Origin of the sequence: Lutibacter holmesii, assembly GCF_042679665.1 — a bacterium.
Lineage (GTDB): Bacteria > Bacteroidota > Bacteroidia > Flavobacteriales > Flavobacteriaceae > Lutibacter > Lutibacter holmesii.
Genome location: NZ_JBHTMV010000009.1, coordinates 131,636 through 157,548 on the forward strand (window position 1 = coordinate 131,636; position 25,913 = coordinate 157,548).

Here is a 25,913-nt window from a genome sequence, read left to right on the forward strand (position 1 = left end):
GGTATTAAATTTAGAGTTTTCTAAATTACAAAAAATAGACAAAAAAAAGCTATCTAAAATTTTTTGAAAACGTCAACCTATATTTAACTTAGGTTTCCATCAAAATTTATTCAATTTTAATGAAATTCTAAAACAAAGTTTAGAATGGCAAAATTTTCAAATTTCAGATAGCCTTTTTAGTATCACTTGTAATACTAGTTTTTTATGAAACTGCTTTTAACTTTTTCAACGTTGATTTGTTGATTTTGTCTTCAGCATATTCTTTGGTGATTTTTAGTTCGCTTTCTTCAGATCCTGGCAATTCAAACATAGCATCTGTTAATATAGCTTCACATAGTGAACGCAATCCACGTGCACCTAATTTATATTCAACGGCTTTATCAACAATATAGTTCAATGCTTTATCATTAATTTCAAACTCAATACCATCCATATCAAACAACTTTTCATATTGTTTAATAATTGAATTTTTAGGCTCTGTTAAAATGGCTCTTAATGTTTTAGCATCTAAAGGATTCATATGTGTTAGCACAGGTAAACGACCAATAATTTCAGGTATTAATCCAAAAGATTTTAAATCACTTGGAATAATATATTGCAATAAATTAGTTTCGTCAACCTTGTCTTCTTTAATTGAAGCGCTGTAACCAACCGCTTGGCGGTTTAACCTTTTACCAATTAATTTATCAATTCCTGAAAAAGCTCCACCGGCAATAAACAATATGTTTTTTGTGTTTACTTCAATAAATTTTTGATCTGGATGTTTTCTTCCTCCTTTTGGCGGAACATTTACTACAGAACCTTCCAACAACTTTAATAAAGCTTGTTGTACTCCTTCACCTGATACATCTCTAGTTATTGAAGGGTTATCACCTTTTCGAGCAATTTTATCAATTTCATCAATAAAAACAATACCTCTTTCGGCTTTTGTTACATCGTAATCTGCAGCTTGTAATAAACGCGTTAAAATAGTTTCAACATCTTCACCAACATAACCAGCTTCAGTTAAAACAGTAGCATCAACAATACAAAATGGCACATTTAACATTTTTGCAATAGTACGCGCAATTAATGTTTTACCTGTACCTGTTTCTCCTACAATAACAATATTACTTTTTTCTATTTCTATTTCTTCCTTTTCGTTAGATTCAGGCTGAAGCAAACGCTTGTAATGGTTGTAAACTGCAACAGACATAACACGTTTTGCTTGATCTTGACCAATCATATATTGATCTAAAAACGCCTTTATTTCTTTTGGTTTACTTACAATTAATTCAGAAGTAAGTGCTGATGCTTTATTCTCGGCAATCTCTTCTACAACAATTCCGTGTGCTTGCTCAATACATTTATCACAAATATGAGCATCTAAACCTGCTATTAACAAGTCTGTTTCTGGTTTTTTTCGACCACAAAACGAACATTCTAAAACTTCATCTTTCGCCATTCTATAATTCTTAGTTTTATGTGTTAGTTTAACTAACTTATTATTTTCTTGCTAATACTTCATCAATCATACCGTAAGCTTTCGCTTCTTCGGCTTTCATCCAATAATCTCTATCTGAATCTGCATGAACTTTCTCCATAGATTGTCCTGAATGGTTTGAAATTATTTGATACAATTCATCTTTTAATTTCAAAATCTCACGTGCTGTAATTTCAATATCACTTGCTTGTCCTTGTGCACCTCCTAAAGGTTGGTGAATCATTACTCTTGAATGCGGTAATGCTGACCTTTTTCCTTTTTCACCTGCACACATTAATACGGCTCCCATTGAAGCTGCCATACCTGTACAAATTGTAGCTACTTCAGGCTTAATAAACTGCATTGTATCATAAATACCTAAACCTGCATATACACCTCCACCTGGTGAATTAATATAAATTGAAATATCTTTTGTACTATCAACACTTTCTAAAAACAATAACTGAGCCTGAATAATATTAGCAACATAATCATCAATCGCTGTTCCTAAAAATATAATTCTATCCATCATTAAACGTGAAAACACATCCATTTGCGCTACGTTTAATTGGCGTTCTTCTATAATATAAGGAGTAACACTGCTCACTAATTTATCATAGTGCATGCTGCTAATTCCTTGATCTTTCGTCGCAAATTTTTTAAATTCTTTTCCGTAATTCATTGTACAGTTTTTAAGGTGTTATAGCCGGTAAAGATAAAAAAAATACAGACACCAAGTAAATTGAAACGCTTATAAAAAAGCTTAAACAACCAATTTATAGCTAAAAATGACCAAAGCGCTACCAATAACATTCGTTTTCTCTCCTTTTTTGGTATATTTGATTTCTACTTAAGAAGATTAAAATGAAGACAACCCTTAAATTTTCAATATTATTTTTGATATGGAGTTCTGCTGTTTTTGCACAACAATATAAAGAGCGACTAAGCACAATTAATATTGAACACTATAAATTAGCTATTGACCTAAACGATGATAACGATAGTATTGCTGCTAAAATGGCTATTGAGTTACGATTTAGAAAAAGTATTCCTTCATTTTATTTAGATTTGGCAAGTTTTGATTCTATTTCAGGAAAAGGAATGAAGGTAGATTCAATTTTTCAAAACAAGGTTGCTGTTGACTTTAAACACAAAAATAACAGATTAACTATTTACCCTAAACACAACTTTGCAAACCTTACTTATACTTACACTATAAAATACCGTGGAGTTCCAGAAGATGGTTTAATAATAGGTAAAAATGTACACGGTGATCGAACTTTTTTTGGAGACAATTGGCCAAATAGAGCTCAAAATTGGTTTCCTTGTATAGATCATCCTTCAGACAAAGCAACTATTGAATACATTGTTAAAGCACCAAAACATTATAAAATAATTGCCAATGGTGAATTAATTGAAGAGGTTGATTTAAACGAGAACACAAAACAAACGCATTGGAAAACTAGCAAACCACTACCAACAAAAGTAATGGTAATTGGCGCTTCAAATTTTGCTGTAGACAGTTTAGGAGTTATTGATAGTATTATTCCTGTCACCTCTTGGGTATATAAACAAAATAAAGAAAAAGGCTTTCACGATTTAGTGAATTCAAAAGAAATTCTTGAATTTTACATTGACCTTTTTGGCAAGTATCCTTTTGAAAAATTAGCCAGTGTACAATCTACAACTCGCTATGGCGGAATGGAAAATGCAAGTTGTATTTTTTACCCTGAATCCTCTTTTACTGGTGAGCAAAAATTTGAAAATACTATTGCGCACGAAATTGTGCATCAATGGTTTGGAAATTCAGCTTCTGAAATAGATTGGCCACACGTTTGGTTAAGTGAAGGTTTTGCTACTTATTTTACTGATATTTATGTTCAAAAAACTAAAGGTGACAGCATTTTTCAAAAAAGAATGCAGCAAGAACGCGCTAGAGTTTTAAAATTTCATGAAACCACAAAAACTGCTGTTGTTGACACCAAAACAACAAATTACATGCAACTTTTAAATCCAAATTCGTATCAAAAAGGTGCTTGGGTTTTACATATGCTTCGTAAAAAATTAGGTGATGACGCTTTTTACAAAGGAATAAAAGCATATTATGAAAAATACAAATACAGAAACGCATCTACAAATGGCTTTAAACGCATTATGGCTGCATCATCAGGAAAAAATTTAGATGTATTTTTTAAACAATGGCTTGAAAACCCAGGACATCCGGTACTTAAAACGCAGTGGCTTTATTTCAATAATAGAATAAGAATTATGATTGAGCAAGTTCAAGGTGGTATTTTTGAATTTCCTTTAGATATAGAACTTATTTACGAAGATGGCTCTTCTGAAATTAAAACTATTGAGGTAGATTACCTAAATGCTCCTTATTCTATTGAAACAAGTGGCGATGTAAAAGAAATAAAATTTGACCCTAATACGTGGCTATTATTTGAATTAACTACTGAATAAATAGCTTATTTTTTTATTAAAATACTTAAAATTACAATTTACGTTTGCTAAAAGTTTTAAGCTTATATTTGCAAAAAACTACACGTAATGAATTTTTCTGATTTAAACTTAAACCGATTTTTGATAGATGCTCTTGATGAAATGGGATTTACCACACCAACACCTATTCAAGAAAGAGCATTTCCGTTAATTATGAGCGGTAAAGATATGGTAGGTATTGCACAAACCGGAACCGGAAAAACATTTGCGTACCTATTACCTATTTTAAAACAATTACGCTTTTCTGAACAAAAACATCCACGTGTTTTAATAATTGTACCAACGCGTGAATTGGTGGTGCAAGTAATTGATGAATTAACTAATTTAACACCTTACATTAACGTTCGTTTTGCTGGCGTTTATGGTGGAACAAATTTAAACAAGCAAAAACAGTTGGTGTATCAAGGTCAAGATATTTTGGTAGCTACTCCTGGTCGTTTGTTAGATTTAGCATTTGATGGTATTTTAAAACTAAAACAAATTCAGAAATTAGTGATTGATGAAGTTGATGAAATGATGAATCTTGGTTTTAGACCACAGCTTATTACACTTTTAGATTTGTTGCCAAAAAACAGACAAAGCATTTTATTTTCAGCAACATTAACTACTGAAGTTAATGCAATTTTAAGTCAGTTTTTTAAATCGCCAACTAAGGTTGAAATTGCCACTAGCGGAAGTCCGTTAGATACTATAAAGCAATTGGCATATCCTGTGCCTAATTTTTATACCAAGCTCAACTTTTTGGTTGAATTATTAAAAGATAAAGAAACATTTAGCAAGGTTTTAGTATTTGTAAAAAACAAAAAACAAGCCAATATTTTATATGAAGAATGTGAACTTTTACTACCAGGTGAAACAGATGTAATTCATTCAAATAAAACCCAAAACTACCGTTTACGCTCTGTAAAAAACTTTGAAATGGGCTTTTTTAAAGTATTAATTGCTACTGATATTATAGCTCGTGGATTAGATTTAACAGATGTAACGCACGTTATAAATTTTGACATACCAAAAGAACCTGAAAATTATATTCATAGAATTGGTAGAACCGGTAGAGCTGAACAAGAAGGTACCGCTATTTCATTTTTCACTGAAGAAGAAGCAGAATATTTAGGTGAAATTGAATTTTTAATGAATACCGAAATTGATGTGTTGGATGTACCTGAGCACATTGAAATTTCAACAAAGTTAATTGGCGAAGAAATGCCAAAAGTAGAACCTGAAAAAACAGGTAAGAAAAAAACAATTACAGAACCTAGCGGCGCTGCTTTTCACGAGAAAAAAGAAAAAAATAAACGAGTAAACTTAGGAGGATCGTACCGAAGAGAAATAGCTAAAAAATACAAAAAACCAAAAACTAGAGGTCAAAAAAGAAAGTAATCAATACTTTTAGCTTTTAAAATATTTAAAAATTCACATAAAAAAAGCTCCTTAAATTTCTTTAAGGAGCTTTTTTAATATTATACTATTTTTTATTTGTAAACTTCTTTTACAAACTCTTCATAGTTTACTTCTTTTACTTTAAAAGTAATAGCTTCTTTGTAGAAGTTCAATAATTTTTGACTAACTAATTGTTCTTGTAAACGTTTTGCTTCTTCTTGGTTGCTTAACACACGAGTTACAATATCATCCAATTCTTTTTCTTCTGGATTTACTTGACCGTATTGCGCCATTTGAGCTTTTACAAAACCTTTTGTAAAGTCTTTTAATTCTTGAAAGTCTAATTTAATATCGTTGTCTTTTAAAACTTTCCCCTCAATTAACTGGTAACGTAAACCTTTTTCAGATTTTTCGTATTCAGCTGCAGCTTGCTCAGGTGTCATTGGGTTTTCACCAGAAACAGCTAACCATTTTTTCAAAAATTCAGCAGGTAAATCAAACTTTGTGTTTTCTACTAAATATTCAGTAACTGCGTTTAATAATTGTTGATCAGCTTGTGTTTGAAATTGCTTTTCAGCATCTTCTTTAATTTTCTCTCTTAATTCTTCTTCTGATTTTACAACATCAGGTCCAAATACTTTATCAAACAACTCTTGATTAACTTCTGATAATTCAGTTATGTTAATTTCTTCAATTGTAAAAGTTAAAGGAATTTCTAATCCGTGAATTTCATCGTGTGACATTCCTAAAGCTCCCATTAATTTATGGTCATCATCAAAAAGTCCTTTTGTTTTTAATTCAATTACATCACCAACTTTAGCTCCTAAAAATTTCTTTTTATTAACTTTCCCTTTGATAGAATCTAATTCAATTGTTGATTTTTTCTCAAGTTCTTTCTCTTCATTTACAAAAGTACCAGCAATTGCTGCACCTTCAACAACAGTTTCTTGAGGAATAATTTTACCAAAACGTTTTTGAATATTTGCTACTTCTTTATCTAATAATTCAGTATCAGCAACAATATCGTATTTTGTAATTTTCTTTTTAGCATCTAATTTTACATCAAATTCAGGAGCTAAACCTAATTCAAATTCAAAAGCATAATCATCAGCTTCCCAATTAAAATCATCTTGCATTTTAGGTAATGGGTTTCCTAAAATATCTAATTTTTCTTCTACTAAATAGTTATTTAATGAATCTTGCAGTAATTTGTTTACTTCATCAATCATAACAGATTTTCCGTACTGCTTTTTAATCATCCCCATAGGAACCTGACCTTTTCTAAACCCAGGAATATCAGCCTTTTTGCGGTAATCAACTAAAATAGCATCTACTTTATCTTGATAATCTGCTGCTGAAATTTCAACCTTTACTACTGCATTTAATGCATCAACATTCTCTTTTGTAATATTCATTTTATGTTGTTTTTATCTTAAATCATTCAAAATTGGCTGCAAAATTACTATTTTTTGCGCACCTGACAAATATTTAATTCGTTCAAATTCAACTAATTTTCTTTATTTTCCTTTAGAAGTGAGAAGAAAATAGATTGAAGAAAGGATAATAGTAAACTAAATAATAACGCCCACCAAAAGCCATCAACTAAAAACCCGTCAACAAAATAACCTGCCATCATAATAATAATTGCATTTATTACTAATAAAAACAGTCCTAATGTAAGCACTGTAACTGGCAGTGTAAATATAATAAGTAGTGGTTTTACTGTTACACGAAGCAACCCTAAAACAATAGCCACAAAAATAGCGCTTGTATAATTTACCACATGAATTCCCGGTAAAATATTTGCTAAAATTACTACAGCAACTGCAGTAAGTAATATTTTTAAAATTAATTTCATATTCTTAAATTTATAATGAGTTATAAATTTAACTATAATTATGCCAACCTTTTAATTATTTAAAAACGTGACAACTTCGGTATAAAAATCGCTTGGATTCTCTGCATGAAGCCAATGTCCTGCATTTTTGACAGTTACAATAGTAGCATTTGAAAAATGAGCTTCAATTAATGACTCTTCATTTTTAGTAATATAGTTTGAATTTTCTCCCTTTAAAAACAAAGTAGCTCCATTAAAATGTGTAAATGATGGCAATGCTTCTCCAACTTCACTATTATTCTCTGTTAAACTATGAATATTAAAACGGTACGCTAATTGTCCTTTTGTTTTCCAATATACATTTTTCAATAAAAATTGTAAAATTCCAGGTTCTTCAATATACATTTTTAATACTTCTTCAACTTTTTTTCTAGAATCTTGTATTGAAAAATTTACAGCATTTAATGCTGCTAAAATTTGTTGATGATGTGGTTTGTAATATTTAGGTGAAATATCTGCAACAATTAATTTGTTAACCATTTCAGGATGCGTAACTGCAAAAAGCATAGCTACTTTTCCTCCCATTGAATGTCCTAAAAGATGTACTTTTGATAAATTATGGTTTTCAATATATTGGCATAAATCTTCAACTAACAATTCATAATCAAAATCATCCGTATGAAAACTTCTTCCGTGGTTTCGTTGGTCAATTAAATGTACTTCAAAATTTTCTGCAAATTTGTTTCCCAAACTTCGCCAGTTATCACTCATTCCAAAATATCCATGTAAAATAAGTAAAGGCGCTCCATTTCCTACAATTGTTGAATGTAAAACTTCCACTTTAATTTTATGCTTTTAACTTATTCTTATACATATTAACCACATTTTCTAAACCTAAATATAAAGACTCAGCAATCAATGCATGGCCAATAGAAACTTCTAATAAGTTTGGAATATTTTGAGCAAAAAACTGAATATTATCTAGGCTTAAATCGTGTCCAGCGTTAATTCCCAAACCAAGTTCTGTAGCTAGCAAAGCACTTTCAGTATACGGTTTTACAGCATCTTTATTACCCAAAGCATATTGCGTTGCAAAATCTTCAGTATACAACTCAATTCTATCAGCACCCGTAGTAGCAGCGGCTTCAATTAATTTAAAATTAGTATCAATAAATATTGAGGTTCTAATGCCTTTCAACTTAAATTCAGCAATTACTTCTTTTAAAAAGTCTTGGTTTTTTATAGTATCCCAACCTGCATTTGAAGTAATTGCGTTAATTCCGTCAGGAACCAATGTAACCTGTGTTGGACGAATTTCCAAAACCATTTCCATAAATTTTGGAATTGGATTTCCTTCAATATTAAATTCAGTAGTTACACTCTTTTTTAAATCGTAAGCATCTTGATAACGAATATGACGTTCATCTGGCCTTGGATGAATTGTAATTCCTTCAGCACCAAAACGTTCAACATCAGAAGAAACCTTTACCACGTTAGGAAAATCTGCTCCTCTTGAGTTTCGCAATGTTGCAATTTTATTTACATTAACACTTAACTTTGTCATTATTTAATTATTTAAAATTGAATGAGTTCGCAAATTTACGAACTAAGAATATGTTTTTGGTTTTATTTTTGATTAATTTGTAGCGCAATAATAAACAATATGGAAACAACTTCTTACATATTAAACGAATTTGAGGCTTTCAGTTTAGAAACCACGGTTTACGAAGTGAAAAATTTCTTTGCTGAAACCACGTATAGTCATTTCCCTATTGTTAAAAACAATCACTTAATAGGATTGATTTCTGAAACAGATATTGAAACCATTGATGAAGAAGAGAAAGAAATTGGCTATTTTCAATATTTATTCAACCTTTTTTTCACTGAAGAAACCAATAATATTTTAGAAATTATTACCATTTTTGCTTCAAACGAAACAAATATTATTCCTATAACTAACAAAGAACACCAATACATAGGTTATTTTGATTTGGTTGATATTTTGCATATTTACAACGAAACTCCTTTTTTAAATAGTGAAGGAGCAGTTGTTATTTTAGAAAAAGAATTGATTGATTTTTCGTTTAGCGAAATTTGCCAAATTGTAGAGTCTAATGGTGGTAAATTATACGGGTTGTTTATTTCTGAAAGCAACGCCACAACCGTAAAAATTACAGTTAAATTTACCTCGCAAGATGTAAACGAAATATTACAATCTTTTAGACGCTATGAATACGCTATAATTTCTAAACACGAAGAAGATTACTATTTAGAAGATTTAAAAGAACGCTCAAAATACTTGCAAAAATATTTAAACATTTAACTATGAAGGTTGCTATATACGGTCAATATTACAAAGTTGAAGATAAAATATACATTGAAGAGTTACTTCAATTATTGCAAAAAAACAACATTGAATTTGTAATTGAACAACAGTTTTATTCAAATTTTAAAGATATTATTCCGCTTAAAAACATAAAAACATTTAGTTCTCACAAAGAACTAAATAGCACCTTTGATTTTATGTTTACCATTGGCGGTGACGGAACAATTTTAAGAGCCGTTACTTTTTTACGAGACTCTAATATTCCTATTGTTGGAATTAACACGGGCAGATTAGGCTTTTTAGCTACTGTTAAAAAAGAAGAAATAGCCATTTCTATTTCTTTGTTATTAAAAAAAGAATATAAAATTAGAGAACGCTCTTTGCTAAGCATTTCAACGTCATCTAAAGACAGTAACTTAAATAGTTTAAACTTTGCCTTAAATGAAGTTTCAGTAAGTCGAAAAAATACGGCTTCTATGATTACTATTGAAACTTATTTAGACAACGAGTACCTAACATCTTATTGGGCAGACGGATTAATTATTGCAACACCTACAGGATCAACAGGTTATTCATTAAGTTGCGGAGGTCCTATAATTGCACCACAAGCAAAAAGTTTTGTTTTAACACCTATTGCGCCACACAATTTAAATGCCAGACCGCTAGTAATTCCTGATGAAACTACAATAAAATTTACAGTAACAGGAAGAGAAGATAAGTTTTTCCTTTCGTTAGACTCTCGAATTATCACTATTGAAAGTGGTGCAGAAATAGCTGTAAAAAAAGCAAATTTTTGTTTACACATGATTGAAATTAATCAACAAACATTTATTAAAACTTTACGCGAAAAATTACTTTGGGGACACGATACTCGCAATAAATTTTAAACTTAAGTTATTAAAACGTACTTCATTTTATTTACAATAATTTTAAATAAAATCTGTTTATCAAAAAAGACTTTGTTAAACTTCTAAATGCAAATAGAATTTTTTATATTTGCACGCAATTTTTTATATGAAAAATTTTATAGTATTTATTTTATTTACCTGTATTACAACAACTTCCACATCTCAAATTAATGAGATTGGTATTTTTGCTGGCGGCAGCAATTATATTGGAGACATAGGCCCAGAGTACTATATAAACCCAAATAATTTTATGGGAGGAATTATTTATAAATGGAATGCAAACCCAAGAATGGCTTTAAGAGGTACTTTTACATACGCAGAACTATCATCTAACGATGAAAATGCTACTAATAATGCCCGACAAACTCGAGGTTTACGTTTCACTAATTCTATTAAAGAATTAGCCGTTGGAATTGAATATAGCTATTTTGATTATAACATAGACAATTACAACCAAAGACAAACTCCGTATATTTTGCTAGAAATAGCCGCATTTAATTATAAAGCTATAAAAAGTGAAACTGCTCCTCAAGTGTACGAATACGGTTCAAAAACATCATTTGCAATTCCTTTTGGTGTAGGATATAAATTTGCCGTTGGAAGAAGATTTGCCGTTGCTTTTGAATTAAGAACTACCTACACATTTACTGATGAATTAGATTACAACTATTATAACGAAGGTACTAACAGCATTCCTGAATTAGAATTTGGAAACCCAAATAACAATGATTGGTATACGTTAGCGGGCGTTTCATTTGTTTATACTTTTGGAAGACCACCTTGTTACGCAACACCTTACTAATGGAAGAATTAAAATCTCAAATAGATAAAAATAAACTACCTAACCATATTGCTATAATTATGGATGGCAATGGTAGATGGGCTAAACAACAAGGCAAAGCACGTGTTTTTGGACACAAAAACGGGGTTTCTTCCGTACGCTCAACCATTGAAACCTGTACAAAGTTAGGCGTTGATTTTTTAACGTTATACGCCTTTTCAACTGAGAATTGGAACAGACCAAAATTAGAAGTAAAAACATTAATGTCTATTCTAGTATCATCACTAAGAAAAGAATTAAAAACATTTCAAAAAAATAACATCAAATTAATGGCTATTGGAAACCTTGATGGACTTCCTGAAAAAGCTCACAACGAATTAAAAGATGTTATTGAAAAAACCAAAAATAACAATGCATTAACCCTTACGCTTGCCTTAAATTATGGGGCAAGAGATGAAATTGTTAATGTTATCAAAAATATATCAAAAAAAGTTGTTAATAATAACTTAAAGGCAGAAGAAATTAATGAAAATATTATAAATAATCATTTATATACGTTTTCTTTGCCTGATGTTGATTTGATGATTCGCACAAGTGGCGAAAAAAGAATCAGCAATTTTTTATTGTGGCAAATTGCATACGCTGAACTGTATTTTACAGATACCCTTTGGCCAGATTTTAAAGAAGCTAATTTATATGCCGCAATTATAGATTACCAAAACAGAGAACGACGGTTTGGAAAAACCAGTGAACAAATTGAAAAAATCAATGAATAAATTCAAGATTGCGCTCTTACTTTTAGCGGTTACTTTCACAACTTTTGTGCAAGCACAAGAAATTAAAAATGACACGTTAAAAGAGACTCCAGTAGAAACAAAAACTCTTGTAAAAGACACGTTATCACCCAAAACCAATGAACCCATAAATTTTATTGCAGACAATAAATATGAACTTGGAGGAATAACTGTTATTGGTTTACAAAAGTTTGAAGAACAAACTGTAAAAGTTTTTACTGGCTTAAAAGTTGGTATGGAACTTAAAATTCCAGGAGATAAACTTACAAGTGCCATTAAAAAATTATATGAGACAAATCAATTTAGTAGAATTGATGTTTATATCTCAAAAATTGATGGAAACACAGCCTATCTAGAATTTGATGTTGCAGAACTTCCTCAACTTAGTCAAATAACAATTCAAGGTGTAAAAAGCAGCAAAGAAAAAGAACTTAAAAAAGATGCTGAACTTAGAATTGGAACTATGGTAACAGACAATTTAATTGTTACCACTAAAAATTACATAAAAAAAACCTACCAAGACAAAGGTTACTTAGGTGCCAAAGTTACTTTAGACACAAAGCCAGATACTGCAAATGTGAATAGTGTAAAAATGCTGATTCATGTAGATAAAGGTGAAAAAATTAAAATTAAAAAAATTAATTTCATTGGAACCGAAGCCCTAACAGATAAAACATTAAAATCTTCCATGAAAAATACCAAAGAAAAAGTATTTGGTAGACTATGGAAAGGTTCAAAATACATTGAAGATGATTACCAAGAAGATCTTGAAAGCCTTGTAACAACTTATAGTGAAAAAGGATACAGAGATGCTAGAATTTTAGATGAAACTATTACTTGGAATGAAGATAATACCATAAACCTAAACATAAATATTGAAGAAGGAAACAAATACTACTTTGGAGATATTAAGTTTTTAGGAAACAGTAAATACTCTGATCAACAATTACAAGGTATGCTTCGAATTCAAAAAGGAGATACTTATAACGGAATTGTTTTAAAAGAACGAGTTACTGGAGATGGAACTCCAGACTCTCAAGACATTTCAACACTATATCAAGACAACGGATATTTATTCTCTAGAGTAGTACCTGTTGAAACTAGAATTAGTAACGATTCTATTGACGTTGAAATACGAATTTATGAAGATGAACCTACAAAAATAAACAAAGTAACCATTAACGGTAACGATCGTACAAATGACCATGTTGTTTATAGAGAAATTAGAACGCGTCCTGGATATTTGTACAGCAAAAGTCAAATTATTAGAACCATTCGAGAAATTGGTCAATTAGGATTTTTTGATGCTGAAACCATTACACCAGACATTAAACCAAATTATGGTGATAAAACAGTAGATATTGACTATACAATTGCTGAAAAAGGAGCTAGTCAAATTGAATTACAAGGAGGTTACGGTGGTGGTTCCTTTATTGGAACTGTAGGATTGTCATTCAACAACTTTTCAATTAGAAATATTTTTAACGGAGAAGCTTATAAACCTTTACCTATGGGTGATGGACAAACGCTTTCGTTACGTTTACAAAAAAGTAGATATTATACAACTGGAAGTTTTTCTTTTGTAGAACCTTGGTTAGGTGGTAAAAAACCACAATCACTATCACTTTCAATGTATTATTCAGCACAATACAGATATAGTTACATAACCAATGATGTAAGTAAAGATGAACGTTTAAATATTATTGGTGCAAGTGTAGGTATTGGACGAAGATTAACTTGGCCAGATGATAACTTCTCACTATCACAAAGTATTAGTTACCAATTGTACGATTTAAAAAACTACCCTATTTCAACATTTACTTTTGAAACTGGACAATCAAACAACTTAGCTTACAATATTACGTTCTCAAGAAATTCATCAGGTCCAAACCCAATATTCCCAAAATCAGGTTCTGAATTTGCAATTATTGGAAAATTCACTTTGCCTTGGTCTTTAATGAACAACAAAGATTATAGCACATTATCTGATGAAGAAAAATACAAATGGTTAGAGTACTACAAAGCAAGTTTCACAGGTAAATGGTACACTTCAATTTATAAAGATTTAGTGTTAATGACAAACGCAGAATTTGGTTTCTTAGGACGTTATAACACTGAATTAGAATATTCACCATTTGAAAGATTTTTTGTTGGAGGAGACGGAATGGCTTCGTACCAATTAGATGGTAGAACAACCGTTGCATTAAGAGGTTATGAAAACGGACAAATTTCATCAGTTTTAGGAGGTACAATTTATAATAAATTCCAAATGGAACTTAGATACCCAATTACTTTAAAACCATCAGCATCAATTTATGTACTAGGATTTTTAGAAGCGGGTAACGCATATGACGGTTTTGAAGAACTAAACCCGTTTAACCTTAAGAGATCTGCAGGTATGGGACTTAGAGTATTTATGCCAGCATTTGGTCTTTTAGGTATTGACTTCGCTTACGGATTTGATCCTATTACCGGTACTCAACCTTCAGGTTGGCAAACTCATTTCGTAATTGGGCAACAATTTTAAACTAAATCAGTTATATTTGTAATTAATTTTTAAAATGGCACGGTTTTTTCTAAATACCAATATGTAATGATTAAAAAAGTAGTTTTATTTACGTTTTTATTGGCAAGCATAAATCTTATAGCTCAAAAGCCTCAACGCTTTGGTTATATTGACATGGAGTACATTTTAGAAAATATTCCTGAGTATGCTGAAGCTGAAAACAAGATAAATGAAAAAGCTGCATCATGGCAAAATACTATTGAAAAAGAACAAGCCGAAATTGACGAATTAAAAGCCAATTTAAGAAACGAAAAAGTATTGCTTACAAAAGAATTGATTGAAGAAAGTGAAGAAGAAATTAAAATAAGAGAAATTGATTTAAAGAAATTAAAATCTTCTTACTTTGGAACAGATGGCGATTTATTTTTTTTAAGAAAACAATTGGTAAAACCAATTCAAGATTTAGTTTACAACGCAGTTCAAGACATAGCAGTAAAAAGAAAATATGATTTTATTTTAGACAAATCAACAGCTTTAACAATGCTTTACACAAATAAGCAATACGACATAAGCGACATTGTAATTAAAAGTATTAGTAGAGTAAAAAAGGTTGAAGAAGTAAAAAACAAACAAAATAAAAAAGGAAAAGGAGCTGACACAACTTCAGCACCAGTTCTTAGTGAAGAAGCTCAAAAAAAATTAGATGAAAAAGAATTGAAAAGAGCTGAATTGAAAAAGAAAATTGAAGAAAAAAGAGCTGAACAACTTAAAAAAAGAGAAGAGTTGTTAAAAGCAAATGAAGAAAAGAAACAACAAAGAATAAAAGAAATAGAAGAGGCTAAAAATGCCGAGGACAATAAGAATAATTAATTTAAAATAAGGACAAAAAAAGATGAAACAATTTAAAACGTTATTAATAGTTGCAGTTATTGCTTTAGGATTTAATACAATGAATGCACAATCTAAAGTTGCTCATATTAATTTCATGGAATTAGTAAGTTTAATGCCTGAGGCTAAAGCTATGCAAGCTGATTTAGAAAAACTATCTAAAACTTACCAAGATGAATTAAAAGCTGAAAATGATAAATTAGAAGCAAAATTAAAAAGATACGATTCAGAAGCTGCTTCACAAACAAATGAAGTAAACCAACAAAGAGTTGCTGAAGTTCAACAAGATCAACAAAAATTACAATTAGCAGGTCAACAAGCTCAAAAAGATATTACAAATCAAGAAACTGAGTTAATGAAACCTATTATTGAAAAAGCTAGAAAAGCAATTGAAGAGGTTGCAAGTGAACAAGGTTTTGACTACGTATTAGGAGCTCAAACTTTAGTAGTAGCAAAAGGAAAAGATTTATTACCTTTAGTAAAAGCTAAATTAGGTATCCAATAAAAAATACTTTTTATTTAAAAAAATCTCGCTTAGGCGGGATTTTTTTTTACTTTTATTCTAATGAAAAAGCACCAAGCTATAGGTTTATTTGATTCTGGTATTGGAGGAACTTCCATATGGAAAGAAGTAGTAAAGCTACTTCCAAATGAACGTACTGTGTATGTTGCAGATAGTAAAAATGCACCTTATGGTCAAAAGTCTGAAAAAGAAATTTTAGAGCTTAGCATAAAAAATACCGAATTTTTAATTTCAAAAGGCTGCAAACTTATAATTGTTGCTTGCAATACTGCCACCACAAACGCAATTGAATATTTAAGAAACACCTATAACATTCCTTTTATAGGTATTGAGCCCGCCATTAAACCTGCTGCACTTTATAGCAAAACCGATGCTATTGGAATATTAGCCACAAAAGGAACACTTACAAGTAAGCTTTTTGAAAAAACAGCTAATGAATACACAAAAAATATTACTATTATTGAACAGCACGGTAAAGGTTTAGTTGAATTAATTGAAAGCGGAAAATTAAACAGCGACGCAACAAAAAAATTATTAGTTGAATATTTATCTCCAATGCTAAAATTTAATATTGACCATTTAGTATTAGGCTGTACACATTACCCTTATTTAATTCCGCAAATTAAAGAAATTATTGGTCCGTTGGTAAACATAATTGATTCAGGCGAAGCGGTTGCAAAACAAACAAAAACGGTTTTAGAAAAACAATTATTATTAAACGATTTAAATATTAAACCTAATCATCAATTTTATATAAACACAAAAAAGCAAGTGTTAGAAACTATATTAAGAGATAGTTTAGTTAATTATAAATTAACTGAATTAGACTTTTAAATACGTGTTTATTTTGCGTTAAGGATTGCAGTGGTATCCTTTTGCATGGCAAAAGATTTAACGGAAAGCCTGGCCAACGGCAACGCCCAACATATTTTTATTTATACCAACCTGAATATTTCACATAGTTATTAGCAATTCTATCAATTTCTCCTGAAATTAATTCCTGACTAATATCTTTTACTTTTTTGGCAGGAATACCAGCATAAATAGCTCCAGACTCAATATGTGTACCTTTAGTAACCACAGCTCCTGCTGCAATAATTGAATTACTTTCAACCACACAATCATCCATAACAATTGACCCCATACCAATTAACACATTGTCATGAATGGTACAACCGTGTACCATTGCATTGTGCCCAATAGACACGTTATTACCAATATTTGTAGGGTGTTTTTGGTAGGTTGCATGAATCACTGCTCCGTCTTGTACATTTACCTTATCTCCCATTTTAATATAATGCACATCGCCTCTAATTACGGCATTGTACCAAATACTACATTGTTTTCCCATTTCTACTTCACCAACAATAACAGCGTTTTCAGCAATAAAACAATCGTCACCAAATTTTGGAATGTTTCCATTCAATTCTTTAATAATCATAATAAAATAAGTTTAAGGAAGGTACTTGTTTAATTCAATTTAAAAAGCATAATTTATATTAGGACAACCACTGTTTCTTGGTGTTCTACAACCAAAATTAAAACCTAAGGTTATTTGATTATACCCAGCTTCATCAAACAATACATCTCCTGTTTGTTTTGTATATGTATAAGAAACCATAAAGTTCTTATAATTTACACCAATAATTGGTGTGAAATATTGTAGTTCTTGTGAGATAGCATTGTCAAAACCTTGACGATATGAAAAGGCAGCCCACAATTGAGCTTCTCCAATATTTTTGTACACTTTCATATTAAAATCTACAAACTTTTCACCGGTTCTTTCAACAGCTTGTGCCATTATAGAAGGTTCAAACTGAAAACTTTTGCTTTCTCCAAAATAATATCCAACGGTGAATAAATAGCGTCTTAAGTTTAAGGATTCATAAAAATCATCATACAAAGTTCGTGCGCTTAACATAATATTTTTTGCAGTGAAATAGGTAAATAAACCTTTGTAGTGATAGGCCATACTAAAATCTGCATTAAAGTAAGATTCGCTTTGTATAATTTGAGATATTACCGGGTCGTAAATTGTAAACGAACTTTCATCAACGGTATTATTTACCGCCATTAAACCCAACCCAAACGATAATTGGTTTGAATCTTCAATTCTACCTAAGTTGATATGATATGCAAAAACAGCTTCAAAACCTTGTTGTGCGTGGTATCCATTTTTATCGTTAAATAAAACCACTCCAAGTCCAATATTATCTCTTAATCTTGTATGAGCTGTTAATGTTTGTAAAGATGGAGCATCTTCTACACCACTCCATTGATTACGTGCAGTGAATCTAATTTTTCCACAATTTCCAATTCCAGCTGCAGAAGGATGAACTAAAAAAACATTGTCAGAAAGATAATCTGAATATACAGGCAATGTCTCTTGGGCTTTCATTGTAAATGGCACAATAAAAAGCAAACAAATACTAATAATTTTAAATAATTTCATTCCTCACAAATAGAACATCAAATATATAATTTTTTAAGCTATTATTTCACGCAACTACTTAATAATAAAAGAAGATTTAACATAAAAATACGTGTTTATGATTTTCATCATTATTTCTCCCTACAAAAACGACATTCTTTTTTATTGAAATAATTTTATTAACAACACCAAACAACATTTTTGAAACTTGTTTGGTGTTGTTTACAATATACGTTAGAGTTCTCTTCTATTATCGCCTGAATTATTATCTATAAGTTTATTGTATGGATCTACACCAACTTCAGTAGGTTTTTTATCTACAATAATTTGAACTTTATTATTTATGGAAGTTATTTTATGCTTTTTTAAATATAATTCAACCTCTTCCTTTTCGCCATCAATTTCTTCTTCATAAAAAACACCAACTTCAACATAATCTTTTAAAGGAAGTGACAAAATTGGCTTTTTCATTTTTTCGGTTTTATAAGAAATAGTATCTCCTACTTTATCTCCATACAAACGTTTTCCTTTATCACTTACTCTATATTTACTCACATTAAACTCAATATCAACCTGAAATTTTCCATTTTCTAACTCGGTGGTTTCAACATCTACAACTCTATTTTTATAAAGTGTAATTGTTTCAAACATATCTTTAATTACATACTTTAAAGAATCTGGTGTTACTTGTTTAATATAATTTACCATTTCAATTGAAGTGGTGTATGGCGCTTCTTGAAACTTTACTTTATCAACATATTTTTTAATAGCTGCATTTAAATTTTCTTCGCCAATATAATCGCTTAAAGCATAAAAAACTAAAGATCCTTTTTTGTAATGAATATACATTTGACCGTCATTATACATTAACGGACTTTCTCTTTTTTGCTCTAAGGTTCTACCCTGCAAATACTCATCTAATGATTCTTTTAAGTATTTACGCATTTTCTTTTTTCCGTGTTGATGCTCTAACACCTTTAACTTTACATAATCTGCCATACTTTCAGATAGCATTGTGGCTCCTTTCACATCAGCACCAATTACTTGATGTGCCCACCATTGGTGCGCCAATTCATGTACGGTTATTGCAAAACCATAATCAACGCCTCCTTTTTCAGAATCATCAACATCAGCAATAAAACCTACTCCTTCAGAAAAAGGAATTGTATTTGGAAACGATTGTGCAAAGCTTCCATCGGTTCTTGGAAACTCTACAATACGCACTTGTTTGTGTTGGTACGGACTAAAATATTTAGAATTATAATCTAATGAAGCTTTTATTCCATCCATCATTCTATCTAAATTATATTCGTGTCCTTTATGGTAATAAATTTCAAGATTCACATCATTCCAAGTATCTTTTTTTACTTCATATTTAGCAGAATTAAATGCATAAAAATTTAATATTTTACTATCCATTTTATAGTGAAAATAGCGCCTGTCTCCTTCTACCCATTCTTTTTGCAAATACCCTGGAGCAATTGCAATTTGATCTTTAGAAGTACTAACGGTTGCTTCAAAATTAATCCAATCAGAATCTTTTGAAATATAGGTGTTTCCTAAAGCCGTAGAATCGGTTGGAAATGGTCTTAATTCGTTTTTAGGCAAATCGTATTTTTCCCGAACTTTATCATCTCTTAACTCTCCATTGCTTCCATAACCCAAAGAAGGAAACAGCGATTTATTGTTTATAAAAGTTCCATTTCCTTTGATGCTTGAATGAATTCTAAGCAAAGTATTTGGTTTATTTTTAACTTCAAAATTTAACGATAAACTATCACCAGGCAATAACACTTCTTCTAATTTATAAATATCAAAATGATGAATGGTGTCTTCTAAAACCAGTGTATTCTTTTTATTAAAAGTAAACGTACTTGGATAGTTATTATGATTTAATAAAATGCTATCAATTTTTTCTGAAGATTTATTTACCATTAAATAAGTTCCTGATGCATTAAAATTTAGCTCTTCAGGAAAAATATTCATTGCAACATTTACATCAACAATTCTTGGTTGTGTTTTGTTTTCAAACTTTTTATACTTTTTCTCCCATTCAACTTGAAACAATTCTCTTTCTTTTACAGATATTCTATTATTTAAAACATTGTTTTCATAATAAATTCTATAACCTAGCGCTAAAAAAGTGACTAAAAAAACAACAAATCCAATAATATATGCTCCTTTAAACCTTGCTTTAGCAATAGACAAACGCTCTTTAAAAGAGTGTGGTAAACCACGCACCCAAAACAATGCTGCTATTATAAAAAGTACTATACCAGCAAAAACCCAGTAAATTTTATAAATTATATAACTACTAAAAAATGCTCCGTAGCCATTCATGTCTGAATAAGAATAACCAGGTCCTTGGTTATATTTAAATATAGATTGCTCAATACCTGCGAACCTTAAAAATGGTAATCCAATAGAAATTACCAACAATATAAACAAGCCTAAATAAGCATTACCTACAAGTGTTTGAATGCATATTGCTAAAAATGCCCACACCGCAAAATGGATAAATTTTATAATTAATAATTCATACAAATATTGATCTATTTCAAAAATGTAATAACCTCTATAAATTTGAAAAATAATTCCGCCAATCATAATTACAAACAGCAACACTAATTGCATTTTTAATAAGGCTACAAATTTTGATAGTAGTAAGGTCCAATTTGGAATTGGCGTAACATCAATTAAATGATTTAGTTTTGCAATTTTTGCCCTTTGAACAAGCATTCCTGCATATAAAAACGTAAGAATATTTATAAATAATGAAAAAGTATTTCCAGGATACAATAACATTTGCCAAGTAGTTGGATACGTTTTTGTTCCTGAAATTTCACCTAAGGAAACAGACATTATTAAAATAAAAATAAGACCAACCAATAAAATACTTAAGAATGGCCAGCTTCTTATAATAAATTTAAAATCTAAATTAGATAGTTTCCAAGTTGTTTTTAAGTTTTGTAAAAATGAAAAATTGTAAGCAACTTTTGGAAGTTCAATTTTGGTAATTCCACCAAAGTTACTTTTTGTGATGCGTTCAGCTTTCTGTTTTTTAAAACTAAATGACATTGCATTTTGATTGAACGAAAAGTATTTAAACACCAACCCAAAAACAACTGCTGCTATTGCCAACCACAACAACCGATTGTAAATAACAACACCCTTAATTGGTAACAATAAATCGTTTTGCTCAGCTACGGTCCAATAACGTGTATAGTAATTAGCTGCTTGCCCTCCAAACGGATCTAGCATTGCAGAAATAAATCTATTATCAATGTCATTCAACAAACTTTCAGATACACCTTGTATTAACATTAACATTACCACAACAATAAATCCGGCGGAAATATTGCGTGTAAAAGTTACGGTTGCAAATACAATTGCACCAAACAAAAATATATTTGGAATTATATAAATAAAATAAGCTTGTAAGTATGCAAAAAATCTAAAATCACCAACAATTTCAGCATTTGTACCGGGCAATCTAAACCCAATAAACATTCCAAACCCAATAGTTAACACAATTAAAGTAACTATTAAAAATGAGCTTAAAAATTTCCCGAATAAATAATCTGTTTTTGTGAACGGATATGAATACAAAATGGTATGCATTTCACTTTTAAAATCTCTAAAAATAGATACACCAATTATGGATGGAAATAAAAAATATATTAAAATGGTTAAACCATTAAACATTCCAATTATATTTTTAGGCGCATTCACAATTTTTGAAGAACCTACACTTACTGTAAGCGAGTCAAATATTCCTGCCGAACTTGCTGAAGAGAAAATAGCAATTATAAAAAAGATGGCTACATATATATAAAATGATGGTTTCTTAAACCAATATTTTAATTCGTGTTTAAATATTGTGGTAAACATATTTGTACGTTTAAATTGTTAAAAAAAGAACCTTATTCTGAAACTAAATTTGCTTCATCTTCTTTTAAAGCAATAAAATATACATCGTCTAACTGCGGCGCTGCTTCAATAAAATCTTCGGCTGGTTTTTCTATAGCATGCACTCTAATATTTAAAGTATTATCTTGATTGTAGTTAGATGATAACACGTTGTACTTTGCTTCCATTGCTTCCAATTCATCTCGTTCAATTACTTTAGTCCAAATTTGACCTTTTACTTCTTCAGTACAACTAGTTGGTGTTGTTTTTTTCAAAATTCTACCACCATTTACTATCACCATTTCATTGCAAAGTTCTTTTACATCTTCAACAATATGCGTTGAAAATATAACGGTACAATTTGTACCAACTTCACGCAATACATTTAAAAATCTATGACGCTCTGCAGGATCTAAACCTGCTGTAGGTTCATCAACAATAATTAACTTAGGATTATTTAACAACAGCTGTGCTATTCCAAAGCGTTGCTTCATTCCGCCAGAATAACCTGCCACATTCTTTTTTCGAACTTCATATAAATTAGTGATTTCTAAAACTTCCTTAACTAATTTAACTCTGTCTGCTTTTGAAGAAACTCCTTTTAAGGTGGCAAAATAATCTAACAACTCTTCTGCAGACATTTTTGGATACACTCCAAAAGATTGTGGTAAATATCCTAAAACCCTTCTTAACGCCATTTTATCATCCAAAACATTAATATCTCCAAAAGTTATAGTACCTGAATCTGGACTTTGAAGCGTAGCAATTGTTCGCATTAAAGATGATTTTCCTGCTCCATTTGGACCTAAAAGACCAAACATTCCTGTCCCAATTTCAAGACTTAAATTATCTATTGCCTTTACTCCGTTTTTATAGGTTTTTGATAAATTTTGAATAATTAATTTCATAGATTTTTGTTTTGATGAATTAAGACTACAATATAATAATATCTAAAATAAAAAAGAGTCATTTTCAATTAAGAAAATGACTCTTTCATATATTATTAAAAATTGACTATACGTTAGCCGCTAACCAATCTCCTACTTCATTAGTACCATATGCTTTTCCACCGTCAGCTAAATCTTCAGTTACAATTCCTTCTGTTAAAGCCTTGTTTACAACTTCTCTAATTGCTTTTCCTTCTTCATGTAATCCAAAATTTTCAAACATCATAGCTGCAGATAATACTGTTGCCATTGGATTTGCAATATTTAAACCTGTTGCTTGTGGGTATGAACCGTGAATTGGCTCAAACAATCCAATATCAGAACCTAAAGATGCTGATGGCATTAATCCCATAGAACCTGAAATTACCGAAGCTTCATCTGTTAAAATATCTCCAAATAAGTTTTCAGTAATTAACACATCGTAACTATTTGGCCATTGCACCAAACGCATTGCAACTGCATCTACAAATTCATAAGAAACCTCAACTTCTGGATAATCTTTTTCCATTGCTTGTACCGTTTCTCTCCATAATCTAGATGTTTCTAAAACATTTGCTTTATCAACACAACATAATTTTTTAGAACGTGTCATAGCTAATTCAAATCCTTTTTTAGCTAAACGTTGTACTTCTTCACGCGTATAAACACAGTTATCAAAAGCAGTTTCACCACCTTCTCTTCTACCTTTTTCGCCAAAGTAAATTCCACCTGTTAATTCACGTAAAAAAACTAAATCTGTTCCTTCAATACGCTCTCTTTTTAACGGAGATTTTTCTAACAATGAAGGAAATGTAAACGTTGGACGTACATTAGCAAATAAACCTAAAGCTTTACGCATTTTTAATAAACCTTGCTCTGGACGTACTTTTGCTGAAGGATCATTATCAAAACGAGGGTGACCAATTGCTCCAAATAAAACAGCATCAGAACTTTTACATATTTCATGTGTTTCATCTGGGTAAGGTTCACCTACTGCATCAATTGCAGCAGCACCAGTTAAAGCTGGTTTCCAGTTAATTTCATGATTGTATTTTGTTGCTACAACGTCACAAACTTTTACTGCCTGATCTATCACTTCTGGTCCAATTCCGTCTCCTGCTAAAAGTGCTATATTTAATTTCATTATTCTATAATTTTAATTTTTTATTTATTTAAACAGTTTTAAATTTAAAAACTATTTGATATTTAACATTTTTTGAGTGGCTTTTATAGCTGATACTGTTTGATCACAGTCTAAACCACGTGTTATAAATTTATTTTTATCACTTTCCCAAGTAATAATGGTTTCACAAAGTGCTGCTGAAGTGCTTCCTGGAGGAATACGCACGGCATAATCTACCAATTGAGGCATGGTCATATTTTTCTTTTTATACAACTTTCTTAAAGCGTTCATAAAAGCATCAAACTGTCCATCACCTTGTGCGTGTTCTTCATACAATTCACCATCAATTTTAACAGCAACTGTTGTTGAAGGTTTTAATCCCTTAGAATGTGTTAGCACATACGACTCTACAATAATTCGTTCTTCGTACAAACTACTTTCTAACACATCAGAAATTATGTACGGTAAATCTTCTTTGGTAACTAATTCTTTTTTATCACCCAACTCAATAATTCGCTGCGTAACTTTTAACAAGTCTACTTGATCTAACTCTAACCCAAGTTCTTGTAAATTCTTTTCAATATTGGCTTTTCCTGAAGTTTTACCTAATGCATATTTACGTTTTCTTCCAAAACGCTCTGGCATTAAATTATTAAAATACAGGTTGTTTTTATTATCTCCGTCGGCATGAATTCCGGCTGTTTGTGTAAATACATTATCACCTACAACTGGTTTATTTGAAGGAATTCTAACTCCTGAAAATGTTTCAATTATTTTACTAACTGAATACAATGAGGTTTCCTTTACATTTATTTCAACTTCATCTTTAAAGAAATCGTTTATAACAGCAACTACACTAGCCATTGGCGCGTTTCCTGCTCTTTCGCCCATACCGTTCACGGTTAAATGCAATCCTTTTGCACCGGCTTTAATAGACTCCATTACATTTGCCACACTTAAATCATAATCATTATGTGCATGAAAATCAAAATGAATATGTGGGTGTTTTGCGGTTATTTGAGAAAAATAATCAAAAGTTTCAGTATGTGTTAATACTCCTAACGTATCTGGTAACAATATTCTTTTTAGAGGTAGTGTTGCTAAAAAATCTAAAAACTGAAAAACATACTCGGGAGAATTGTGCATTCCATTACTCCAATCTTCCAAATATACATTTGTTGAAATCCCCTCTTTTTGAGCAGATAAAACTGCTTCTTTTACTTCTGAAAAATGTTGTTCAGGTGTTTTTTTAAGTTGATGGGTTAGGTGATTTAAAGATCCTTTGGTTAACAAATTTTGAACCTTTGCACCTGCTCTAATCATCCAATCAATAGATCTTCCGCCATCAACAAAAGTGAGCATTTCAACTCTATCTATATAACCGTTACTATTAGCCCAATCTGTAATTGATTTTACTGCTTGAAACTCACCTTCTGAAACTCTGGCAGATGCTACTTCAATTCTATCAACATTTAATTCTTCTAACAATAACTTTGCTATTGTTAGTTTTTCAACTGAAGGAAAAGACACTCCGGAGGTTTGTTCACCATCGCGGAGTGTTGTATCCATTATTTCAATTTTTCTTTTTGACATGTTTGGTTTATTGTCATTCCT

At 30.6% G+C, this 25,913-nt stretch carries 22 protein-coding genes; 10 read left to right on the forward strand and 12 right to left on the reverse strand.

Annotated elements, in window-relative coordinates; translation table 11 throughout:
* Nucleotides 1–202 precede the first annotated feature (202 nt).
* A complete protein-coding gene (clpX, locus tag ACFQ5N_RS13070; protein WP_386810107.1) occupies nucleotides 203–1,444 on the reverse strand; it encodes an ATP-dependent Clp protease ATP-binding subunit ClpX in 1,242 nt (413 codons plus the stop codon).
* A gap of 40 nt (nucleotides 1,445–1,484) precedes the next feature.
* On the reverse strand, nucleotides 1,485–2,144 hold the full coding sequence (clpP, locus tag ACFQ5N_RS13075) for an ATP-dependent Clp endopeptidase proteolytic subunit ClpP (RefSeq protein WP_386810108.1): 660 nt from the start codon (nucleotides 2,142–2,144) through the stop codon (nucleotides 1,485–1,487).
* A 182-nt stretch (nucleotides 2,145–2,326) separates the two neighbouring features.
* On the opposite strand from clpP, the gene ACFQ5N_RS13080 reads away from it, so the two are divergent.
* Together ACFQ5N_RS13080 and ACFQ5N_RS13085 are read left to right on the forward strand one after the other, a co-directional pair.
* Nucleotides 2,327–3,928, forward strand: a complete 1,602-nt coding sequence (locus tag ACFQ5N_RS13080; RefSeq protein WP_386810109.1) for a M1 family metallopeptidase — start codon at nucleotides 2,327–2,329, stop codon at nucleotides 3,926–3,928.
* An 87-nt stretch (nucleotides 3,929–4,015) separates the two neighbouring features.
* Complete coding sequence (locus ACFQ5N_RS13085; RefSeq protein WP_386810110.1) at nucleotides 4,016–5,347, forward strand: DEAD/DEAH box helicase; 1,332 nt, start codon at nucleotides 4,016–4,018, stop codon at nucleotides 5,345–5,347.
* A 92-nt stretch (nucleotides 5,348–5,439) separates the two neighbouring features.
* Here the strand turns inward: ACFQ5N_RS13085 and tig are convergent, their stop codons facing one another.
* The 4 genes from tig to ACFQ5N_RS13105 all read right to left on the reverse strand — a co-directional run bounded on the left by tig (nucleotide 5,440) and on the right by ACFQ5N_RS13105 (nucleotide 8,748).
* Nucleotides 5,440–6,762 carry a trigger factor gene (gene tig, locus ACFQ5N_RS13090; RefSeq protein WP_386810112.1) on the reverse strand — a complete coding sequence of 441 codons (1,323 nt, stop codon included), beginning with the start codon at nucleotides 6,760–6,762 and terminating at the stop codon, nucleotides 5,440–5,442.
* 92 nt (nucleotides 6,763–6,854) lie between these two features.
* Entirely contained in the window at nucleotides 6,855–7,205 is a 351-nt protein-coding gene (locus ACFQ5N_RS13095; RefSeq protein ID WP_386810113.1) for a phage holin family protein, read from the reverse strand.
* A gap of 51 nt (nucleotides 7,206–7,256) precedes the next feature.
* Complete coding sequence (locus ACFQ5N_RS13100) at nucleotides 7,257–8,024, reverse strand: alpha/beta fold hydrolase (RefSeq protein ID WP_386810114.1); 768 nt, start codon at nucleotides 8,022–8,024, stop codon at nucleotides 7,257–7,259.
* A gap of 7 nt (nucleotides 8,025–8,031) precedes the next feature.
* On the reverse strand, nucleotides 8,032–8,748 hold the full coding sequence (locus ACFQ5N_RS13105) for a pyridoxine 5'-phosphate synthase (protein ID WP_386810115.1): 717 nt from the start codon (nucleotides 8,746–8,748) through the stop codon (nucleotides 8,032–8,034).
* A gap of 99 nt (nucleotides 8,749–8,847) precedes the next feature.
* Here ACFQ5N_RS13105 and ACFQ5N_RS13110 point away from each other — a divergent pair, with 99 nt between their 5' ends.
* The 8 genes from ACFQ5N_RS13110 (at nucleotide 8,848) to murI (ending at nucleotide 16,744) form a co-directional block, all read left to right on the forward strand.
* Complete coding sequence (locus ACFQ5N_RS13110; protein ID WP_386810116.1) at nucleotides 8,848–9,507, forward strand: CBS domain-containing protein; 660 nt, start codon at nucleotides 8,848–8,850, stop codon at nucleotides 9,505–9,507.
* A 2-nt stretch (nucleotides 9,508–9,509) separates the two neighbouring features.
* Nucleotides 9,510–10,397, forward strand: a complete 888-nt coding sequence (locus tag ACFQ5N_RS13115) for an NAD kinase (RefSeq protein ID WP_386810120.1) — start codon at nucleotides 9,510–9,512, stop codon at nucleotides 10,395–10,397.
* Between the two features lie 127 nt (nucleotides 10,398–10,524).
* Nucleotides 10,525–11,220 carry a type IX secretion system protein PorG gene (gene porG, locus ACFQ5N_RS13120; protein WP_386810122.1) on the forward strand — a complete coding sequence of 232 codons (696 nt, stop codon included), beginning with the start codon at nucleotides 10,525–10,527 and terminating at the stop codon, nucleotides 11,218–11,220.
* Nucleotides 11,220–11,975 carry an isoprenyl transferase gene (locus ACFQ5N_RS13125; RefSeq protein WP_386810124.1) on the forward strand — a complete coding sequence of 252 codons (756 nt, stop codon included), beginning with the start codon at nucleotides 11,220–11,222 and terminating at the stop codon, nucleotides 11,973–11,975. Before porG ends, ACFQ5N_RS13125 begins: the two co-directional genes overlap by 1 nt.
* Nucleotides 11,968–14,520, forward strand: coding sequence for an outer membrane protein assembly factor BamA (gene bamA, locus ACFQ5N_RS13130; RefSeq protein WP_386810126.1), 2,553 nt, complete (start codon nucleotides 11,968–11,970; stop codon nucleotides 14,518–14,520). The genes ACFQ5N_RS13125 and bamA overlap by 8 nt, the downstream gene beginning before the upstream one ends.
* A gap of 66 nt (nucleotides 14,521–14,586) precedes the next feature.
* Nucleotides 14,587–15,369 carry an OmpH family outer membrane protein gene (locus ACFQ5N_RS13135; RefSeq protein ID WP_386810128.1) on the forward strand — a complete coding sequence of 261 codons (783 nt, stop codon included), beginning with the start codon at nucleotides 14,587–14,589 and terminating at the stop codon, nucleotides 15,367–15,369.
* Nucleotides 15,370–15,391: 22 nt separating this feature from the next.
* Nucleotides 15,392–15,892, forward strand: a complete 501-nt coding sequence (locus ACFQ5N_RS13140; RefSeq protein WP_386810130.1) for an OmpH family outer membrane protein — start codon at nucleotides 15,392–15,394, stop codon at nucleotides 15,890–15,892.
* Nucleotides 15,893–15,952: 60 nt separating this feature from the next.
* Nucleotides 15,953–16,744: a glutamate racemase gene (murI, locus tag ACFQ5N_RS13145; protein ID WP_386810132.1), complete on the forward strand. Its 792-nt coding sequence runs from the start codon at nucleotides 15,953–15,955 to the stop codon at nucleotides 16,742–16,744.
* Nucleotides 16,745–16,841: 97 nt separating this feature from the next.
* On the opposite strand, the gene ACFQ5N_RS13150 is transcribed toward murI, so the two are convergent.
* The 6 genes from ACFQ5N_RS13150 to ACFQ5N_RS13175 all read right to left on the reverse strand — a co-directional run bounded on the left by ACFQ5N_RS13150 (nucleotide 16,842) and on the right by ACFQ5N_RS13175 (nucleotide 25,892).
* A complete protein-coding gene (locus ACFQ5N_RS13150) occupies nucleotides 16,842–17,351 on the reverse strand; it encodes a gamma carbonic anhydrase family protein (protein ID WP_386810134.1) in 510 nt (169 codons plus the stop codon).
* A 39-nt stretch (nucleotides 17,352–17,390) separates the two neighbouring features.
* Nucleotides 17,391–18,362 carry a PorP/SprF family type IX secretion system membrane protein gene (locus tag ACFQ5N_RS13155; protein WP_386810135.1) on the reverse strand — a complete coding sequence of 324 codons (972 nt, stop codon included), beginning with the start codon at nucleotides 18,360–18,362 and terminating at the stop codon, nucleotides 17,391–17,393.
* A 213-nt stretch (nucleotides 18,363–18,575) separates the two neighbouring features.
* Nucleotides 18,576–22,232 carry a M1 family aminopeptidase gene (locus ACFQ5N_RS13160; RefSeq protein ID WP_386810136.1) on the reverse strand — a complete coding sequence of 1,219 codons (3,657 nt, stop codon included), beginning with the start codon at nucleotides 22,230–22,232 and terminating at the stop codon, nucleotides 18,576–18,578.
* Between the two features lie 32 nt (nucleotides 22,233–22,264).
* Complete coding sequence (locus tag ACFQ5N_RS13165) at nucleotides 22,265–23,158, reverse strand: ABC transporter ATP-binding protein (protein ID WP_386810138.1); 894 nt, start codon at nucleotides 23,156–23,158, stop codon at nucleotides 22,265–22,267.
* 106 nt (nucleotides 23,159–23,264) lie between these two features.
* Nucleotides 23,265–24,320, reverse strand: coding sequence for a 3-isopropylmalate dehydrogenase (gene leuB / locus ACFQ5N_RS13170; protein ID WP_386810139.1), 1,056 nt, complete (start codon nucleotides 24,318–24,320; stop codon nucleotides 23,265–23,267).
* 51 nt (nucleotides 24,321–24,371) lie between these two features.
* A complete protein-coding gene (locus ACFQ5N_RS13175; protein ID WP_386810141.1) occupies nucleotides 24,372–25,892 on the reverse strand; it encodes an alpha-isopropylmalate synthase regulatory domain-containing protein in 1,521 nt (506 codons plus the stop codon).
* Between the last annotated feature and the right edge of the window lie 21 nt (nucleotides 25,893–25,913).

Bases quoted from the DNA above. Each gene is read 5' to 3' on its own strand.
- ACFQ5N_RS13080 (WP_386810109.1), top strand. From the start codon at position 2,327: ATGAAGACAACCCTTAAATTTTCAATATTATTTTTGATATGGAGTTCT.
- clpX (WP_386810107.1), bottom strand. From the start codon at position 1,444: ATGGCGAAAGATGAAGTTTTAGAATGTTCGTTTTGTGGTCGAAAAAAA.
- ACFQ5N_RS13105 (WP_386810115.1), bottom strand. From the start codon at position 8,748: ATGACAAAGTTAAGTGTTAATGTAAATAAAATTGCAACATTGCGAAAC.
- ACFQ5N_RS13160 (WP_386810136.1), bottom strand. From the start codon at position 22,232: ATGTTTACCACAATATTTAAACACGAATTAAAATATTGGTTTAAGAAA.
- ACFQ5N_RS13150 (WP_386810134.1), bottom strand. From the start codon at position 17,351: ATGATTATTAAAGAATTGAATGGAAACATTCCAAAATTTGGTGACGAT.
- ACFQ5N_RS13140 (WP_386810130.1), top strand. From the start codon at position 15,392: ATGAAACAATTTAAAACGTTATTAATAGTTGCAGTTATTGCTTTAGGA.
- ACFQ5N_RS13165 (WP_386810138.1), bottom strand. From the start codon at position 23,158: ATGAAATTAATTATTCAAAATTTATCAAAAACCTATAAAAACGGAGTA.
- tig (WP_386810112.1), bottom strand. From the start codon at position 6,762: ATGAATATTACAAAAGAGAATGTTGATGCATTAAATGCAGTAGTAAAG.
- ACFQ5N_RS13155 (WP_386810135.1), bottom strand. From the start codon at position 18,362: ATGAAATTATTTAAAATTATTAGTATTTGTTTGCTTTTTATTGTGCCA.
- bamA (WP_386810126.1), top strand. From the start codon at position 11,968: ATGAATAAATTCAAGATTGCGCTCTTACTTTTAGCGGTTACTTTCACA.
- ACFQ5N_RS13125 (WP_386810124.1), top strand. From the start codon at position 11,220: ATGGAAGAATTAAAATCTCAAATAGATAAAAATAAACTACCTAACCAT.
- ACFQ5N_RS13175 (WP_386810141.1), bottom strand. From the start codon at position 25,892: ATGTCAAAAAGAAAAATTGAAATAATGGATACAACACTCCGCGATGGT.
- ACFQ5N_RS13085 (WP_386810110.1), top strand. From the start codon at position 4,016: ATGAATTTTTCTGATTTAAACTTAAACCGATTTTTGATAGATGCTCTT.
- ACFQ5N_RS13095 (WP_386810113.1), bottom strand. From the start codon at position 7,205: ATGAAATTAATTTTAAAAATATTACTTACTGCAGTTGCTGTAGTAATT.
- ACFQ5N_RS13115 (WP_386810120.1), top strand. From the start codon at position 9,510: ATGAAGGTTGCTATATACGGTCAATATTACAAAGTTGAAGATAAAATA.
- leuB (WP_386810139.1), bottom strand. From the start codon at position 24,320: ATGAAATTAAATATAGCACTTTTAGCAGGAGACGGAATTGGACCAGAA.
- ACFQ5N_RS13135 (WP_386810128.1), top strand. From the start codon at position 14,587: ATGATTAAAAAAGTAGTTTTATTTACGTTTTTATTGGCAAGCATAAAT.
- porG (WP_386810122.1), top strand. From the start codon at position 10,525: ATGAAAAATTTTATAGTATTTATTTTATTTACCTGTATTACAACAACT.
- murI (WP_386810132.1), top strand. From the start codon at position 15,953: ATGAAAAAGCACCAAGCTATAGGTTTATTTGATTCTGGTATTGGAGGA.
- ACFQ5N_RS13110 (WP_386810116.1), top strand. From the start codon at position 8,848: ATGGAAACAACTTCTTACATATTAAACGAATTTGAGGCTTTCAGTTTA.
- clpP (WP_386810108.1), bottom strand. From the start codon at position 2,144: ATGAATTACGGAAAAGAATTTAAAAAATTTGCGACGAAAGATCAAGGA.